This is a genomic window from Fretibacterium fastidiosum (assembly GCF_964642095.1).
In the GTDB taxonomy this organism is placed as follows: Bacteria; Synergistota; Synergistia; order Synergistales; family Aminobacteriaceae; genus Fretibacterium; species Fretibacterium fastidiosum.
In genome coordinates, this window is sequence record NZ_OZ209244.1 from 1,547,308 (window position 1) to 1,563,337 (window position 16,030).

The 16,030-nt window shown below is 68.0% G+C and carries 14 protein-coding genes; 13 read left to right on the top strand and 1 reads right to left on the bottom strand.

Translation table 11 applies throughout. The features are described 5' to 3' along the window. The first annotated feature begins 7 nt into the window (after positions 1-7). The 12 genes from ACK28C_RS06765 to ACK28C_RS06820 all read left to right on the top strand — a co-directional run bounded on the left by ACK28C_RS06765 (position 8) and on the right by ACK28C_RS06820 (position 13,683). Positions 8-1,003, top strand: a complete 996-nt coding sequence (locus tag ACK28C_RS06765; RefSeq protein WP_409151960.1) for a PhoH family protein — start codon at positions 8-10, stop codon at positions 1,001-1,003. Further along, the gene (locus ACK28C_RS06770) at positions 996-3,194 is read left to right on the top strand and encodes an HDIG domain-containing metalloprotein (protein ID WP_409151961.1); all 2,199 of its coding nucleotides are present in this window, start codon (positions 996-998) and stop codon (positions 3,192-3,194) included. Before ACK28C_RS06765 ends, ACK28C_RS06770 begins: the two co-directional genes overlap by 8 nt. A gap of 175 nt (positions 3,195-3,369) precedes the next feature. Then, positions 3,370-3,879: an rRNA maturation RNase YbeY gene (gene ybeY / locus ACK28C_RS06775; protein ID WP_409152648.1), complete on the top strand. Its 510-nt coding sequence runs from the start codon at positions 3,370-3,372 to the stop codon at positions 3,877-3,879. Between the two features lies 1 nt (position 3,880). Beyond that, on the top strand, positions 3,881-5,170 hold the full coding sequence (locus tag ACK28C_RS06780) for a hemolysin family protein (protein WP_409151962.1): 1,290 nt from the start codon (positions 3,881-3,883) through the stop codon (positions 5,168-5,170). A gap of 16 nt (positions 5,171-5,186) precedes the next feature. Beyond that, the gene (locus ACK28C_RS06785; RefSeq protein WP_409152649.1) at positions 5,187-5,651 is read left to right on the top strand and encodes a cytidine deaminase; all 465 of its coding nucleotides are present in this window, start codon (positions 5,187-5,189) and stop codon (positions 5,649-5,651) included. After that, positions 5,648-6,556: a GTPase Era gene (era, locus tag ACK28C_RS06790; protein ID WP_409151963.1), complete on the top strand. Its 909-nt coding sequence runs from the start codon at positions 5,648-5,650 to the stop codon at positions 6,554-6,556. The genes ACK28C_RS06785 and era overlap by 4 nt, the downstream gene beginning before the upstream one ends. Then, positions 6,556-7,293, top strand: a complete 738-nt coding sequence (locus ACK28C_RS06795) for a DNA repair protein RecO (RefSeq protein ID WP_409151964.1) — start codon at positions 6,556-6,558, stop codon at positions 7,291-7,293. Before era ends, ACK28C_RS06795 begins: the two co-directional genes overlap by 1 nt. A gap of 150 nt (positions 7,294-7,443) precedes the next feature. Next, a complete protein-coding gene (glyQ, locus tag ACK28C_RS06800; RefSeq protein WP_409151965.1) occupies positions 7,444-8,361 on the top strand; it encodes a glycine--tRNA ligase subunit alpha in 918 nt (305 codons plus the stop codon). Continuing rightward, entirely contained in the window at positions 8,361-10,478 is a 2,118-nt protein-coding gene (glyS, locus tag ACK28C_RS06805) for a glycine--tRNA ligase subunit beta (RefSeq protein ID WP_409151966.1), read from the top strand. The genes glyQ and glyS overlap by 1 nt, the downstream gene beginning before the upstream one ends. A gap of 70 nt (positions 10,479-10,548) precedes the next feature. After that, positions 10,549-11,514 (top strand): radical SAM protein, encoded by a 966-nt coding sequence (locus tag ACK28C_RS06810; RefSeq protein ID WP_208872981.1) that lies wholly within the window; start codon positions 10,549-10,551, stop codon positions 11,512-11,514. Between the two features lie 194 nt (positions 11,515-11,708). Continuing rightward, a complete protein-coding gene (locus ACK28C_RS06815) occupies positions 11,709-12,359 on the top strand; it encodes a GntR family transcriptional regulator (protein WP_409151967.1) in 651 nt (216 codons plus the stop codon). A gap of 325 nt (positions 12,360-12,684) precedes the next feature. After that, positions 12,685-13,683 carry an Rpn family recombination-promoting nuclease/putative transposase gene (locus tag ACK28C_RS06820; protein WP_409151968.1) on the top strand — a complete coding sequence of 333 codons (999 nt, stop codon included), beginning with the start codon at positions 12,685-12,687 and terminating at the stop codon, positions 13,681-13,683. Between the two features lie 654 nt (positions 13,684-14,337). Here ACK28C_RS06820 and ACK28C_RS06825 read toward each other — a convergent pair. After that, positions 14,338-15,255 carry a 5'-nucleotidase, lipoprotein e(P4) family gene (locus ACK28C_RS06825; protein ID WP_409151969.1) on the bottom strand — a complete coding sequence of 306 codons (918 nt, stop codon included), beginning with the start codon at positions 15,253-15,255 and terminating at the stop codon, positions 14,338-14,340. A 243-nt stretch (positions 15,256-15,498) separates the two neighbouring features. On the opposite strand from ACK28C_RS06825, the gene ACK28C_RS06830 reads away from it, so the two are divergent. Beyond that, entirely contained in the window at positions 15,499-15,990 is a 492-nt protein-coding gene (locus ACK28C_RS06830) for a metal-dependent hydrolase (protein ID WP_208872979.1), read from the top strand. Positions 15,991-16,030: the final 40 nt, after the last annotated feature.

The window sequence follows — 16,030 nt, forward strand, 5'->3', positions numbered from 1 at the left end:
AAACGTCATGGACGAGCTGAGGCAGGGGCGCGCCGCGTCCCCATACGCGGAGACGGTGCCGCTGGCCGGCGAGGGCGCGCTGGCGCGGCTCGTCGGGCCTCACGACGAGAACCTGGAGGCGGTGGAGGCCCGATATCCCGTGTCCCTCTCCGTCCGGGAGGGGGCCGTTCGGGCGTCGGGGCCGGACGAGGAGCCCGTCCGCATCGTCGCCCGCCTCCTGCGCGAGCTGGCGGCGGTGGCGGAGAGCGGGCACGAGGTTCGGGCCGCCGACGTGCGGCACGCGATGGACGCCCTGGCGGAGGGGCGCGAGCCGAAGCTGGAGGCGCTCTACAGCGAGGTCATCTGCACGACGGCGCGGGGCAAGCCCATCCGTCCCAAGACCGCGGGGCAGCGGGCCTACGTCCGGGCTATCCGGGCGAACGACATCCTCTTCGCCGTGGGGCCGGCCGGGACGGGCAAGACGTACCTGGCGGTGTGCGAGGCCGTCTCCATGCTCAAGGAGGGCAGGATCAGCCGCATCGTGCTGGTGCGGCCCGCCGTCGAGGCGGGGGAGAGCCTGGGCTACCTTCCGGGGGACCTGCGCGAGAAGGTGGAGCCCTACGTCCGCCCGCTCTACGACGCATTCTACGACCTCCTGTCCCCGGAGCGCTTCGCGCGCTGCGCGGACAAGGGCGTCATCGAGATCGTCCCCCTGGCCTACATGAGGGGGCGGACCCTGAACGACAGCTTCATCATCCTGGACGAGGCCCAGAACACGACGCCCCCGCAGATGAAGATGTTCCTGACGCGCCTCGGCTTCGGGTCGCGGGCCGTGGTGACGGGAGACGTCACGCAGATCGACCTGCCCCAGGGCCGCCCTTCCGGCCTCCTGAGCGTCCGGGAGATACTGAAGGGCATCGAGGGCATCGGCTTCTTTGACCTGACGGACGCGGACGTGGTCCGTCACGAAATTGTCCAAAAGGTGGTTCAGGCCTACGAACGCTATGAGAAGGACAATGCTTGATTCCGGAGCCGCCGCGGACCGGGCGCGGCGCGCGGCGCTCCTGCGGGACTACCTCGTTCCCGTCCTCGTCCTGCTGATCGCGGGCGTCTCCATCGTGCTGACTCAGTGGGCAATCCTCAGGAACTCGGAGCGCGGCTACCAGACGGGGCGCCCCGCGCCGGAGACCTACCGCGTCGTGTCTCCGATCCGGTACGACGACCACGCGGCCGCGGAAGCGCTGCGCAGGATGGCCAACGAGAGCGTGGTGGGCGTCACCGTGCGCGACGTGGCGGCGAAGGACCGCCTGAATCGGCGCCTTATGGAGCTTCGCGCGGTCCAGGGCCCCGCGCAGGAGGACGTGACTTTCATCCCCGGCCCCCTCCTGAACGCCATCGTCAACCTGAGCGACGACAGGCGGCAGGAGCTGCTGGACCTGACGTCCCGCGTGGGGAACGCCTACATCGACCGGCTGGAGTCGGGCGACGCGATGGGGAACTCCACGAAGGCCGCGATCCTGTGGGCGGAGATCAACCGGGAGAACCCCTCCGCCGAGGACGCGAACCTGGTCTACCAGATCCTTGCGAAGCTCGGCGACCTCGTCTATCACGTGGACAGCAAGCTGACGGAGGGGGTGCGCCGCCTGGCGGAGAAGGGCATCCCGTCCATCGTCCGGCGCCTGGAGCCGGGGGACGTCATCGTTGAGCTGGGGCAGGTCGTCACGCCTCAGATCGCGTCCCTGCTCCACATGCAGGGCTACGCGGAGGACGCCTTCCCCACGGTGCAGCTGATCATCGTCCTGGTCCTGGTCCTGGTCCTTCCGCTGTGGCTCGAGGTCCTGGGGCGCGACGTGGGGCACAACCGCCCCTCGTGGATGTGCGTCGTCTTCACCGTCGCCGTCTCGTGGCTCTGTGGTGCCCTGGCGACCCGCCTCGGCTCCGCCGGGGCCGGCATCCTGCCCGCCGTCCTGACGGTCTGCCTCTGCGTTTCCGGGTCCTTCGCCTTCAGCGTGGCGCTGGCGGGAACGGCGTCGGGGGTCTTCATCATCACGGGGCTTCTGGTTTCGGACCTGATCCTTCTGCTGTCCATGTCGGTGGTCGCCTCCACGGCGGGCTTCTATTTGCTGATGCGCCTGGACTCGCGGGAGCAGCTGACGCGGCGGGTGTTCGCGCTGGCGGTCCTCATGGCCCTGACCAGCGTCCTCATCCGCTGGCTTGAGGGCTTCCCCCTGGATGCGGATTCCTTCCACATCTTCCCGGTCCCTGGCTCCTTCTGGATGGAGAGCGGACGGTTCGTCCTCATCGAGCTGGTGATGTGCGTCGTCATCACCCTGCTGCTCCCGATGGTGGAGAGCTACATCGGGGTGCTGTCGATCCTGCGGCTGAGGGAGCTGAGCCACCCGTCGAGCCCCCTCCTGCGCGAGCTGCAGCGCTCTGTCCCCGGCACCTACCAGCACTGCCTCACGATAGCGACGCTGATTGAGGAGCCCGCCATGGCCCTGGGGATGGACGTCAACCTGGTGAAGGCGGGCGCCTATTACCACGACATCGGCAAACTTCACGACCCTCTTTTCTTCGTCGAGAACCAGGGGGGCGGCTTCAACCCCCACGACGGCATGACCCCGACGCTGTCGGCCTACACCATCATCTCCCACGTCCGCTACGGGCTGGACAAGGCTCAGGAGAACGGCCTGCCGCGCCGGCTCCGGGACTTTATCGCGGAGCACCACGGCACGACCTGCGTCCGCTACTTCTACAACAAGGCGCTGGCCGGGGCCGGAAAGGGGGAGGAGGTGGACCGTTCCTCCTTCTGCTACCCCGGCCCCCGTCCCCAGTCCCGCGAGACGGCGCTCCTGATGATCGTGGACTCCCTCGAGGCCGCGGTGCGCAGCATGGGGCTGGACCAGGAGCTTCAGGAGCAGGGATCGGAGGGGGTGGAGGCCTCCCACGACGGCGGCCGGACGGCGCACCCCAACCGGGGGCGCAGCCAGTCCATCAAGGCGTTGGAACGGACCATCGATCAGGTGATCGCCAGCAAGATGGCGGAGGGGCAGTTCGACGACGTGGACTTCACCCTGAAGGACGTCACCTGCATCAAGGCGGCGCTCCTGCGGGCGCTGCTCAACATGTACCACACCCGGCGGGTCCGGAAGATCGAGCGCCCCCAGCCGGGACGGACGGAGCCGCCCGCCGGGAAGGAGGCACCGGCGCCTTGAGCCGGACCGCCCGATCTGCGGCCGTGCCTTCGAGGCGCGGCCGCGCCTTGTGGTATACTTTCAAAACGGCGCTCCTGCGGGCGCCGGACGAAAGGATTTCGTTGCCGCGTGACTTCGTCTTTTGCGGCCCCCTGGGCCGCGTGAACTCTTTGGGGGGTATTTTCTCTTGAAGTTAGTGTTGAGCGTCGAGGCCCCGGAGGGCGGGGATCCTCAAAATCCCGTTCCCATAGGCGCGTGGAGCGCGTTTGAGCCGGTGCTGGAGGAGGAGCTTCTGGACCTCTTTCCGGAGATGGCCGGCTACGGGAGCGTGGAGGTGTCCGTCTCCATCCTGAGCCCGGATGAGATACGAGCGGTGAACCGGGACTACCGGGAGAGCGACGAGGCGACGGACGTGCTGTCCTTCCCCATGTGGGAGGAGGGCGGGCGCTTCGCGCCGGACCTGATGCTGGCCGGCTCCGTCCTGCCCCTGGGGGACGTGATGATCTGTCCGGGCGTGGCGCGCGCGCGGAACGACGCGGCGTCGGAGGAGGAGGCGCTGTGCCTGGTGCTGGCCCACTCCTTTCTGCACCTCCTGGCCTGGGATCACGACACGGAGGAGCGGCAGGCCGCCATGTGGGTCCGCCAGGAGCGCCTTCGGGATCGCCTTCTGGCCGCGCTGGCCTCCGCCGGACGGGAGGTCCTCTGAGATGGCAGGGATCGACGCGCACGCCCTCGCCGGCGCGTTGAAGGACGGCTTGTGGTTCCTGTTCCTGTTCCTCCTCTCCGCCCTCTTCAGCGCGGCGGAGACGGCCATCACGACGACGGGGCGGAGCCGTCTCCTCCTTCTGCAGGAGAACCGGCCGTTCCTGCGCTCCGTGCTTCAGTGGGTCATCGACGACGTGCAGCAGCCGCTTACGGTCTGCCTGATCTCCAACAACGTCGTGAACATCGCCGCCAGCACGCTGGCCTCCAGCATCGCGCTGCACGTGTTCGGGCCTCGCGCCCTGGTGTGGGTGGTGCCCATCATGACGCTGCTCATCGTCATCTTCGGCGAGATCCTGCCGAAGAGCGCCGCGATGGTCCACTCCGAGGGCATCCTGCTGTTCACGTCCCCGATCCTTCGCCTGCTCTCCTTCGTCCTGCTGCCCTTCGCGTGGCTGATGCGAAAGTGCGTGAACTGCATCGGTTTCCTGCTGCACCTGAACCTGGAGACGAAGAAGGTGTTCGTGACGCGGGACGAGATCGAGCAGGTGGTGAAGATCGGGGAGGAGAGCGGCGCCCTGGAGGCCTCGGAGCGCCGGATGATCGACGGGATCATCGACTTCGACGAGACCCGCGTCCACGAGATCATGGTGCCCCGGACAGACATGCTGACGCTGGAGGCGGAGGACACGCTGGAGGAGGCCGTGAACCTCTTCATCGAGCACGGGCACTCCCGCATCCCCGTCTACGAGGAGAACCTGGACAACGTCGTCGGCATCCTCTACGTGAAGGACACGCTGAAGTGCCTGCGGGACGCGGACCTGAACTGCGAGGTGCGGAGCCTGCTGCGCCGGCCCATCTTCGTCCCGGAGACGATCCGGACGGCGGAGCTGCTGGAGGCCATGCGGCGGGACCACATTCACATCGCCATCGTCGTGGACGAGTACGGCGGCGTGGCGGGCCTCGTGACCATGGAGGACATCCTGGAGGAGATCGTGGGGGAGATCCAGGACGAGTACGACCAGGAGGCCCCCGACGTCCAGAGGATGGAGGACGGCAGCTACCTCGTCCAGGGCAGCACCAGCCTCGAGGACCTGAGCGAGGCGCTGAGCTGCCCCTTCGAGTCCGAGGACGCGGAGAGCCTTGGGGGGCTGGTGCTCCTTCTGTCGGGGGGCTTCCCGCGGGAGGGCGACGAGTTCCTCTATCGGGATTGGCGGATCAAGGTCGTGGACCTCGGTGAGCACCGGATCAAGGTCCTGAGCATGAGACGGAAGGACGACGGGGCTTCCGCCTGAGGGGGAGGAAATCGTGATGGACGGAGAGGCGCTGAGCGGGGGCGCGTGGCCCTTTGGGGATGTGAGGCCGGAGGAGCTTCTGGCGAGGGCGGAGGCCGCCGCGTGGCGCGCCTACGTGCCCTACTCGCGCTTTCGCGTGGGAGCGGCGCTGATCCTGGAGGACGGCACGGTGGTGACCGCCGCCAACGTGGAGAACGCCTCCTACGGCCTCACCCTCTGTGCGGAGCGCTGCGCCGTGGCCGTCATGGTCGCGCAGGGCCGGCGTTCCCCCGTGGCCGTGGCCGTGGTCGGGTTGAGGGCGGATGAGCGGGACCGCCGCGGCGTCGTCCCCTGCCCCCCCTGCGGCGCCTGCCGTCAGACGCTCATGGAGTTCAATCCGGAGCTGCGGGTGGTGCTGGCGTCGGAGGAGGGGCCGCAGGTCTTCATGCTGTCGGAGCTCCTGCCCCATGCCTTCACGCTGAGCGAGGAGGGCCGGCGGTGAGCGGGGCCACGGCGGCGGGCTTTCGGTGCGGCGTGGTGGCGCTGGTGGGGCGCCCCAACGTGGGCAAGTCCTCCCTGGTGAACGCGCTCCTCAGGGCGCGGGCGGCCGTGGTGTCCCCCAAGCCGCAGACGACGCGCAGCGCCGTGCGCTGCATCTACAACGACGAGCGGGCTCAGATCGTCTTTACGGACACGCCGGGGCTCTACTGCCCCAGGGACAGGCTGGGGCGCTTCCTGACGGAGTCCGCCGCGGCGGCGCTGGAGGACGCGGACGCCGCCTGCTGGATCGTGGAGGCGGGGGACCGCAGCCTCCGCCCGGAGGACCGGGAGGCGGCCCGGGCGCTGGCGGACTTCAAGGGCCCCGTCGTCCTGGTGGCGAACAAGGCGGACGCCGCGGACCCCGAAGGGGCCTTTGAGCTCTACGGCGGGCTGCGCCCCTTCGCGGGCCATGCCGCCGTCTCGGCAAAGATGGGGCGGGGGATCGGCGCCCTCGTGGACCTGCTCCTGCCCTTCCTGCCGGAGGGGACGCCCTGGTACGACCCGGATGTCCTGATGGACACGACGGAGCGCTTCATGGCCTCCGAGGCGATCCGGGGCCACGTGCTGGCCCTGCTGCGGGACGAGGTGCCCCACTGCACGGCGGTGGAGGTCCAGGAGTACAAGAGCCCGGAGGAGTACCCGGACCGGAAGCGGCTCTACATCCGTGCGGTCCTCATCGTGGAGACGGAGGGGCAGAAGGCCATCCTGATCGGCGCGTCGGGGTCCATGATCAAGCGAATCGGCCGCGCCGCCCGGACGGATCTGGAGGAGATCACGGGCCTGCCGGTCTACCTGGACCTGTGGGTGAAGGTCTCCCCGCGCTGGCGGCAGTCGGAGGCCGTGCTGCGCCGTCTGGGCTATGCCTGATGCCGCGGCAGGGGCTCCTCTCGGCGTCGGGCACGGTGCTGTCCCGCCGAAGGGCGGGGGAGGGCGGGCTGAGGCTGACGCTCCTGCTGAAGGGACAGGGCCTGACCTGGGCATCGGCCCCCGGAGCGGAGCGGGGCCGCGTGCGCCTGGGCGGCGGGACGGAACCCTTCGTGTGGGGCGTCTTCGGCCTGTACCGCGGGCGCAGCGGTGGGCTCTACATGAACAGCGTGGACGTCGCGAAGGACATGCTCTTCCTCCGGCGCCGGCCCGAGGCCCTGCGGCTGGCCGTGAGCTGGTCCAGGCTCCTGACGCGCCTTTTGATGGCGGGGCACCCGGCGGACGACGTGCTGGCGAACCTCTACTGGAACATGACGCTGCTGGCTGCGCCGGAGGTCCCCGTGCCGGCGGTGCACTGGCGTTTCCTGCGGCGCTGGCTCGTCCTGTGGGGGCTGGCGCCGGACCTGACGCGCTGCGCCCGCTGCGGGGCGAGGCCGGAGCGGGCGGCCTGGACGGAGGAGGGGCTGCTGTGCCCGGACTGCGCACCGGACGCGGCGCGGAACCACCCGGCCTTCACGGCCGGGGAGCTGGCGCTGCTCCTGCGCGTGGCGGAGTCCTCCGTGGACGCGCTGCCCCGCCTCTTTGGCTCTTTGGAGGGCCGGAGACCGACCGAAGGCAGGGAGCCCTTTGCCGTCGCTGCACGCTGTGCGGCGAGCCTGCTGGAGGGAGGAGCGCGGTAGCCGCGCGAGGTGTGGGCCCGCGTCGATGTGTCAATTTAAGGGAGGGCGCTGCCGAACGTCTTTGCTGCGTCGCAGGCGAGCCTGCCTTCTGCGGCCGTCCATGAATTCGATTGGCGCGGCTCAGCGCTTCCCTAAGGAGAGATGAGGTTTATGAACTTTCAGGAACTGTGCTTTCGGCTTCAGCGCTTCTGGAGCCAGAAGGGGTGCGTGGTGCGCCAGCCGTACGACGTCGAGGTCGGCGCGGGGACGATGAATCCCGCCACGGCGCTGCGGGTGCTGGGGCCGGAGCCGTGGCGAACCGCCTACGTGGAACCGTCGCGCCGCCCGGCCGACGGGCGCTACGGCCAGAACCCCAACCGCCTTCAGCACTACTACCAGTATCAGGTCATCATCAAGCCGGCGCCGGCCAACATCCAGGACCTCTACATCGAAAGCCTGACGAGCCTTGGGATCGAGCCCGACGAACACGACATCCGCTTCGTCGAGGACGACTGGGAGAACCCCTCCACGGGCGCCTGGGGCCTGGGGTGGGAGGTGTGGCTGGACGGGATGGAGATCACTCAGTTCACCTACTTCCAGCAGCTGGGCGGCGTGAACATGGAGGCCGTTCCGGCGGAGCTGACCTACGGCCTGGAGCGCATCGCCATGTACGTTCAGAAGGTGGACAGCGTCTACGACCTGAGGTGGACGGACAGCGTCACCTACGGCGACGTGCACCTCCAGGGCGAGATCGAGCACTCCCGCTACAACTTCGAGGTGGCGGACACGGACATGCTCTTCAAGCTCTTTCGGGCCTACGAGGCCGAGGCGGGCCGCATCCTGGACGCCGGCCTGGTGTTGCCCGCCTACGACTTCGTGCTGAAGAGCTCCCACACGTTCAACCTCCTGGACGCCCGCGGGGCCATCAGCGTCACGGAGCGCACCAGCTACATCGCGCGGGTCCGTGCCCTGGCCTGCCGCTGTGCCGCGGCCTGGCGCAGGCAGCGCGAGGACATGGGCTTCCCGCTGATGGGGCGGTTTGATGCCGTCCGGGCCGGAGAATCGTTCTTCGAGGGGGGGAATGCGTGATGGCGCTGAAGAACGTGGTGCTGGAGATTGGAACGGAGGAGATCCCCTATCGTTTCATACCGGACGCGCTGGCCGCGCTGAAGCAGGGGGCCGCCTCCGCCCTGAGGGGGAGCCGGATCGGCTTCAAGGACGTGAACGCTTACGCCACGCCGCGCCGTCTGGTGATGATCGCGTCGGAGGTGGAGGAACAGCAGCAGGCCCTGAAGGAGAGCTTCAGGGGGCCGCCCCTGGCCTCGGCCTACGACGACGAGGGGAACCCCACGCGGGCGGCCCTGGGCTTCGCGAAGAGCAAGGGCGTCTCGGTGGACGACCTTAAGGAGGAGACGGTGAAGGGCGTGCGCTACGTCACGGCGGAGGTCTGCGAGGAGGGCCGCGCCACCCTGAGCGTCCTGCCGGACCTGCTGCGCGGCCTCATCGAGGGGCTGACCTTCCCCAAGAGCATGTACTGGAACGACCCCGGCGTGCGCTTTGCGCGGCCCATCCGCTGGATCCTGGCCCTTGCGGACGACCAGGTGGTCCCCTTCAGCTTCGCCGGCGTGGAGAGCGGGCGGATGACGAGCGGGCACCGCTTCATGGGCAAGAAGGCCATCGAGGTGAAGGACGCTGCGGACTTCATGGGCGCGCTGTTCGAGAACAAGGTCATCCTGGACCAGGACCGGCGCCGCCAGGAGATGCTGGCCGCCGTCACAAAGCTGGAGAACCAGTTCGAGGGAAACCTGAAGGCGGAGCTGCCGCCCGAGCTGGTGGAGGAGAACCTCTACCTGGTGGAGTATCCCGTTCCCTTCGTCGGTTCCTTTGATGCGCGCTACCTGGAGATCCCCGAGGAGGTGCTGGTCACCTCCATGAAGAAGAACCAGAAGTACTTCCCGGTCCGCAACGCGGACAACAAGAAGCTGGCGAACTTCTTCATCGGCGTCAGCAATAACCGGGCGGAGAACATGCAGGTGGTCCGGGAGGGCAACGAGCGTGTCCTGAGGGCGCGCCTCGAGGATGCCGCCTTCTTCTGGAAGGAGGACCTCAAGCGCTCCCTCTCCTCCTACGTCGATCGCCTGAAGGACGTCACCTACCAGGAGAAGCTGGGAAGCATGAAGGAGAAGGTGGAGCGGACGCAGAAGCTGGCGCTCTGGCTGTGCGGGGAGCTGAAGCGGCAGGACCTCGCCCCCCTGGTGGAGCGCGCGGCCTGGCTCTCCAAGGCGGACCAGGTGACGAGCATGATCTTCGAGTTTCCGGAGCTTCAGGGGGTCATGGGCCGGGAGTACGCCCTGCGCTCCGGGGAGGACCCCCGCGTGGCGAAGGCCATCTTCGAGCACTACCTCCCCCGCTCCGCGTCGGACGCTCTGCCGACGGACGACGTGGGGGCCATCCTCGGCGTTGCGGAGCGGCTGCACACCATCACGGCCTGCTACAAGGTGGGGCTTGAGCCCACGAGCGCCCAGGACCCCTACGCGCTGCGGCGCGCGGCCCGCGGCATGAACGAGATCCTCTGGGCCAGGAACCTGGACCTCGACGTGGATGCTGCCGTGGACGAGGCCTGCCGCATCAACGAGGTGGACGGGGACACGCGGGAGCGGATCGGGGCCTTCCTGTCCGAAAGGCTTCGGGTGCAGCTTCAGGATCGGGGTTATGACAAGGACCTGGCCCTCCTGGCCATCTCCGTCGTCGGTCGGATGCCCAACCAGGCGCTGCGCCTGATGGAGGCCCTCACGGGGGTCCGGGAGCAGGAGTGGTTCGTGAACCTGGTGTCCGCGGCGGTGCGCGTGCGCAACATCCTGCAGAAGGCGGGGCGCGAGGCGCGGCGGGGCGAGCGCCTGGAGGCGGACCCCTCCCTCATGACCGTCCAGGCGGAGCGCGAGCTGGACGCCGCCGTCTCGAACCTGGAGCCCTCCGTGCACATCGCCCTGGAGTCCCACGACTGGCAGGCGCTCATGGAGCTCCTGGCGAAGCTCTCCCCCGTGGTGACGACCTTCTTCGACGACGTGATGGTGATGGATCGGGACGAGGCCGTGCGGAACAACCGCCTGATGATCCTGGAGCGGTGCGGCGCGCTGTTCAGCGAGGTGGGCGACATCGGGTCCATCAAGCTGGCGCCCGCGGAGGAGCCGGCGCCGAAGGAATAGGCGGACCTTCACGGTCCGACGGGGGCGGCCGCGTGCGGCCGCCCTTTTTTCAGACCTCGACGGGGAGGGAATGGACTTGGGACAGGACAGGGAGTTCGCCCAGCGGGTGCGCCGCCTGAAGCGCGAGCTCTACGACGAGTACGGCTTCTTCTACTACGTGCCGATGGCGGAGTCCTACGCGGTGCAGCTTCCCGTCACCGTCAGCTGCAGCTATGGGCGCTGCCTGTTCTGCGACCTGAACCAGGGCATGAGGTTCCGCGCGCTCTCCATGGAGGAGATCGCCGCGAACGTCGAGCGCCTTCAGGCCATTCACGAGCGGGACCGCAGGCCCTCCGAACGCTTCCTCCTGGCGGGGGGCAACCCCCTCGTGCTGGGGACGGAGGTGCTCCTGCGCATTGCGGGGATGGTGCGCAGCGCGTTCCCTTCGTGCGCCTACATCTCGGCCTTCGCGCGGGCGGACGACGTGCTGCGCAAGACCCCGGCGGAGCTGGAAGCCCTGCACGGCGCCGGGTACGACCGCCTCTGCCTGGGAATCGAGTCCGGGGCGGATCGGGTGCTGCGCTACCAGGAGAAGGGCGTGGGGCGTGAGGAAAACGCCCGCGCCATGGCGGCGCTGGAGGCGGCGGGGATGTCCTTCTCCGTCTACGTCATGCTGGGCCTGGGAGGGCGGGAGATGTCGGCGGACCACGTGGAGGGGACGGCCAGCCTGCTGAACGCGGCCCGCCCGTTCGAGTTGACGGTGGTGACGCTCGTGATCTTCAAGGGCGCCCGCCTGGCGGAACGGGTGCGATCCCGCGAGTTTCGGCGCCTCTCGCCCCTGGAGGCGATGCGGGAGGGGCGGGACCTCCTGTCCCGGCTGACGCTCTCCACGGTGTGGAACGCCACGCACAAGACGAACCTCTTTCCCATCAAGGGCCGCATCCCATTGCATCGAGAACGGCTGCTGCAGCGCCTGGATGAGGCCGACCGGGAGCTGTCGGGCCCCGGCGCCGGGGAGCGCGATATCCTGCGCTGGCGCAACTGGGGGGTGGAGTAGGGGAAGCCGCCGCTTTCTCCGCGCGGGGGCCTGTGCTAGAATTTTTTAGGGAAATACTGATTAAGTCGTTGAGAACTGTCAACCGTATGGGCTCCCTTCAGTGCCTGAAACTTCATCAGGCCGCGCGAAGCGCGTGGGGCGTAGCCCCATTTAAAAAGGGAAAGGCTGTGTAGGTGAACCAGGGAGGTGGGACGATGGACAGGCCCCAGGCCGTCACGGCGGCGGATCAGGCGTACCGGGAGCTTCGCCGCCGCATCCTGCTGCGGCAGTACGCCGCGGGGGAGCGGCTGTCGGAGGCGGAACTGGCGCGTCAGGCCGGCGTCAGCCGCACGCCGGTGCGCGAGGCGCTGCACCGTCTGGGGGAGGAGGGCTTCGTCGTCGTCGTGCCCAACCAGGGCGTGTGGGTGGCGAACCCGACGCCGGAGGGCATGGAGCAGGCCTACGAGGTGCGGGAGGTGCTGGAGTGCAAGGCCGTCGCCAAGGCGGCCGCCAACGTCACGCCGCTTTTGATCGCGCGGCTTGAGGCGAAGGTCGCGGAGGAGGAGAGCATCATCCAGAACCGGGACATAGACCGCTACATGACGGTGAACACGGATTTTCACATGACGCTGGCCATGGGCAGCGGCAACGGGGTGATGGTGGACTTCATCCGGCGCATCCTCATGATCACGGGGGTCTACATGGCCTTCTTCGACCCGTTCTTCGATGAGACGACCCTGGAGGAGCACCGCCGAATCGTGCGCGTGGTGAGCACGGGCGACGTGGAGGGCAGTGTCGCCGTCATGCGGGAGCACATTCGGCTCCGCGTCCCGGACGCGGAGGGGCGCCTGCCGGGCGGGGCGTGACTGACGGCCCGTGAGCGGCGGCGAACGGCAGCCGGAAGGCTCCCCGAAGGGGAGGGGTAGGGGCGGCGAGTGTTTTTCATAAGACGCACCTGTCTGACATTCCCCGCCAACGCCTCCACAAGGCAATCCATTGCCTTGCTTCGGCACAGCCGACCGACACGACGCCGGCCGCCTGTCGGCGTCCGTAAGTCGTGTCGTCTGGCCGAACCCCTCCGGTTCGCTGGCGCGAACCACCTCCCCTTACAGGGGAGGCGAAAAAACACAACGGGCAAAATTGTATAATAAAGTCAGGCAGTGAGAGGACGTTTAGCGAGGAGGCGGGGACATGAAGGACGCAGAGCGGGAGCGCGACGGTGGGCTGATCGGTCCGGCGTCGGGGCCTGTGACGGAAGGGCAAATCGAGGCGGACCTGGCGCGGGGAAAAATCTACCGCCTCAACGACCGATTCTTCAAGTTTTTGTTTGGCCGTGAGGAGCGTAAGCACCTGTTTCTGGACCTCGTGAACTCCCTCGTGTTCCCGGACGAGAGTGCAGGCTTCACGGGCCTGGAGTACGCCGATCGAGAGCTCTCCGCCACTCGGGAGGCTGGAAAGAGCGTCTACCTCGACATCGTGGCCTGCATGGCGGACGGCACGCAGGTGGAGGTCGAGGTGCAGGTGAGGAACCGGAACGACTATCCCCAGCGCTCCACCTATTACCTGAGCGCGCTGCACGCCTCCCAGTTGAGGGCCGGAGACTCGTACCTGGACCTGAAAAAGACGATCTCGATCCACATTCTGGCGTTCAGCCTGTTTGCGGGAGATCGTTTCCGCCGGGCGTTCAGCCTGTGCGACGAGGAGACGGGCGAGAGGCTGTGTGAGGATTTGAGGCTGGTCTACCTGGAGGTGCCGAAGTACGTCCGGCAGGGGACGCCGCGGAACCGTCTGGAGTACTGGCTGATGTATCTTGCGGGAATGGAGGCGAAGAAGATGCCTGAGGCGATGGTGCAGGACCCGATGATCGGCGAGGCGCTGGATTTGGAGAGGCTGTTTTTGCAGAACCGGGAGGAGCGTCTGCGCTACATTTTGAGCTACAAGGCGATGGTGGACGATCTGACGATCGAGGAGACGATCCGCCGGGCTGCCAGGGCCGAAGGGCTTGCCGAGGGTGAGGCCAGGGGAGAGGCCAGGGGTAAGGCTGAAGGCATCGCCGAGGGTGAGGCCAAAGGCATCGCCACCACGGCGCAGCGGATGCTGGACCGGGGCGTCTCGCCCGAACAGGTTGCCGACTTCACCGGGCTGTCTCTTGACGAGGTCGAGGCGCTGAGGGCCGGGACCGGAAACTGAACGCACCACTTCAGAGGACCAACCCCTCCGCCTCACTCCGTTCGGCACCTCCCCTTGCAGGGGAGGCAAAGCAAAGAGGCGCGCTTTAGGCCCTCGGTTGTTTTGGCCCCGCAGGGGGACTGACGGCCCGTGAGCGCCAGCGAACGGCAGCCGGAAGGCTCCCGAAGGGGAGGGGTGAGTGTTTTTCATAAGACGCGCCTGTCTGACATTCCCCGCCAACGCCTCCACAAGGCAATCCATTGCGTTGCTTCGGCACAGCCGACCGACACGACGCCGACCGCCTGTCGGCGTCCGTAAGTCGTGTCGTCTGGCCGAGCTACGGAAGTCCCCCGGACTTCCTTCGCCCTCAGCCGACCGACCGGCCGCCGCAATCCTCCCGAAAGATCGGCTTGCGTGAGGCCGGTCGTCTGGCCGAACCCCTCCGGCCCTTCGGGCCACCTCCCCTTTCAGGGGAGGCAAAGCAAAGAGGCGCGCTTTAGGCCCTCGGTTGTTTTGGCCCCCCTGGAAGGGGGGCTGCCCCGCAGGGGCGTAACCGACGGCCCGTGAGCAAGGGCGAACGGCTGCCGACGAAACTCGAAGGACAGGCGCCCTTCAAAGCGGGGCGCCTGTCGCTTTTAGAGCTTTCAAAAATTTAGAGCTTTCAAAGAACGCCGGTCAATCGTTGGGGACCGTCAACGACTGGCGCAGCGCCTCCCTGCGCGCCCTGTCCCGGTCCGCGGGGGAGGAGGAGGCGGTGCCGAGGGACCGTTCCCACTCGCTGCCGGCCGGGTTGGGGATCAGGATGAAGGACGTGCCGAAGCGCTCCCCTTCCTGGTCCACGGCGCTGCAGCGCTCTGCGGCCGACTTGTCCTCCAGGTCCAGGGGCAGGTCGTCGACGCTGTCCCCCAGGTAGAGGACGATGTCGTACTCCTCAGCGACCTTTGCGAAGCGGGGCATCTTGTCGAGGGGCTCCGCTCCGCTGGTGCGGGCCAGCAGGTGGTCCTCCCCGGCCTGGGGCAGGCCCAGGGCCTGAAGCCCCTTCAAGGCCTCGTCAACCTGCTCCTGCGTCTCGAGGGGACGGTTCGTCGCGTAGAAGATCGCCACGCCCAACTCGTCCGCGGCCTTCAGGAGGTCCAGGGCGCCGGGCAGAAGGTCCTCCGAGGCGAGGCCGTCCCAGCCCTCCGTTCCGTCAGGGAGCTTCCCCTCGATGAGGCGGTCCGCCATGGAGCGGCTGCGGTCCAGGATCGCCCCCGGACAGTCCACGACGAGGGCCAGGGGGCTGTCCTCCCTCCGGCGGCTGACGAAGGCCCATCGGATGCGCTCCAGCGCTGCGTTGTAGGCCTGATGGCACAGCGCGCGGTACTCGGCGGAGGTCCTCGTCCAGAGGACGGCCGTGAGGGACTGGTCGGCGACCTCACGCTCAGAAACGACGGGAACCGGGGCGGGAGCGGCGGCCTCGACCGGCTTGTCTGCGTCGGCCCGGGGCGTCGGGGCCTGCGTTTTGGCCCGGATGACGAGCAGGGTCGCGACGAGGGCGACGACGCCCCACCACGCGAGGGTCCTCAGGTACTTCCTGTCTTCCCCAATCTTCATGGTAAGATCCTCCTTAAAGTATAAAAATGAAGTATAAAAATGCTGCCTTGCTGGACTGCGGTATGGTATAACTATACCACGAGGGGGAATTTTTGGGGCGGCCGCGGCGAAGCGTCACGGTGCGCCGGAGCCGTGAACGCGAGGGCGTCGGCCCCGCCGCGGCGGGCGTGGAAGGCGGTGGCGGGCGAACTCCGTTCGCGTCTCGCCTTTGGACACGAGATTGAGTTGGAAGGAGGAACCCCTGTGACGGGCCACGGACACCGCATCGTGAACTTCACGCTGGTGGGGGCCGTCACCTGCTCCCTGCCCGCGGCCCTCTGCGCCCTCCTGGGCGCCACCTTTCCGGACTCCAGCGAGTGGCTGTTGTGGGGGCGAAACAGGAACCGCTGGCACCGGAGGTTCACGCACTGGTTCGTCCCGTGGCTTGTGCTCTCCCTCCTGTGCCTGAACCGCGCGGGGTGGCGGACGCCGACCCTGGCGGGTTTGACGGAGGGGGAGTCGGGGGACCTGTGGGCCTGCGCCGGATTCTGGCTGGCGGGGGGCCTGCTGCACATCGCGATGGACGCCTGCTGCGGCAAGGTGCCCTTTCTCCTGCCCTGGCGAAGGACCTTCGGAGCGCACCTCTTCAGGACCTCTCCCAGGCCGGGGGAGCTCAGTCCGGGGGAGATGGCCGTCACGTTCTTCCTGTCGGCTACGGCCCTGGGAGCTTGGGCTGCGCGCTCGGGGCTCCTCTAGACGGAACCGCTCGGCCCGCAGAGTGGCGGCGGACGGAGCG

Coding starts and splice junctions, on each gene's coding strand:
- glyQ (WP_409151965.1), top strand. CDS start 7,444: ATGAACTTTCAGGAACTGTGCTTTCGGCTTCAGCGCTTCTGGAGCCAG.
- ACK28C_RS06825 (WP_409151969.1), bottom strand. CDS start 15,255: ATGAAGATTGGGGAAGACAGGAAGTACCTGAGGACCCTCGCGTGGTGG.
- ACK28C_RS06765 (WP_409151960.1), top strand. CDS start 8: ATGGACGAGCTGAGGCAGGGGCGCGCCGCGTCCCCATACGCGGAGACG.
- ACK28C_RS06815 (WP_409151967.1), top strand. CDS start 11,709: ATGGACAGGCCCCAGGCCGTCACGGCGGCGGATCAGGCGTACCGGGAG.
- ACK28C_RS06780 (WP_409151962.1), top strand. CDS start 3,881: ATGGCAGGGATCGACGCGCACGCCCTCGCCGGCGCGTTGAAGGACGGC.
- glyS (WP_409151966.1), top strand. CDS start 8,361: ATGGCGCTGAAGAACGTGGTGCTGGAGATTGGAACGGAGGAGATCCCC.
- ACK28C_RS06810 (WP_208872981.1), top strand. CDS start 10,549: ATGGACTTGGGACAGGACAGGGAGTTCGCCCAGCGGGTGCGCCGCCTG.
- ACK28C_RS06770 (WP_409151961.1), top strand. CDS start 996: ATGCTTGATTCCGGAGCCGCCGCGGACCGGGCGCGGCGCGCGGCGCTC.
- ACK28C_RS06785 (WP_409152649.1), top strand. CDS start 5,187: ATGGACGGAGAGGCGCTGAGCGGGGGCGCGTGGCCCTTTGGGGATGTG.
- ACK28C_RS06820 (WP_409151968.1), top strand. CDS start 12,685: ATGAAGGACGCAGAGCGGGAGCGCGACGGTGGGCTGATCGGTCCGGCG.
- ACK28C_RS06795 (WP_409151964.1), top strand. CDS start 6,556: ATGCCGCGGCAGGGGCTCCTCTCGGCGTCGGGCACGGTGCTGTCCCGC.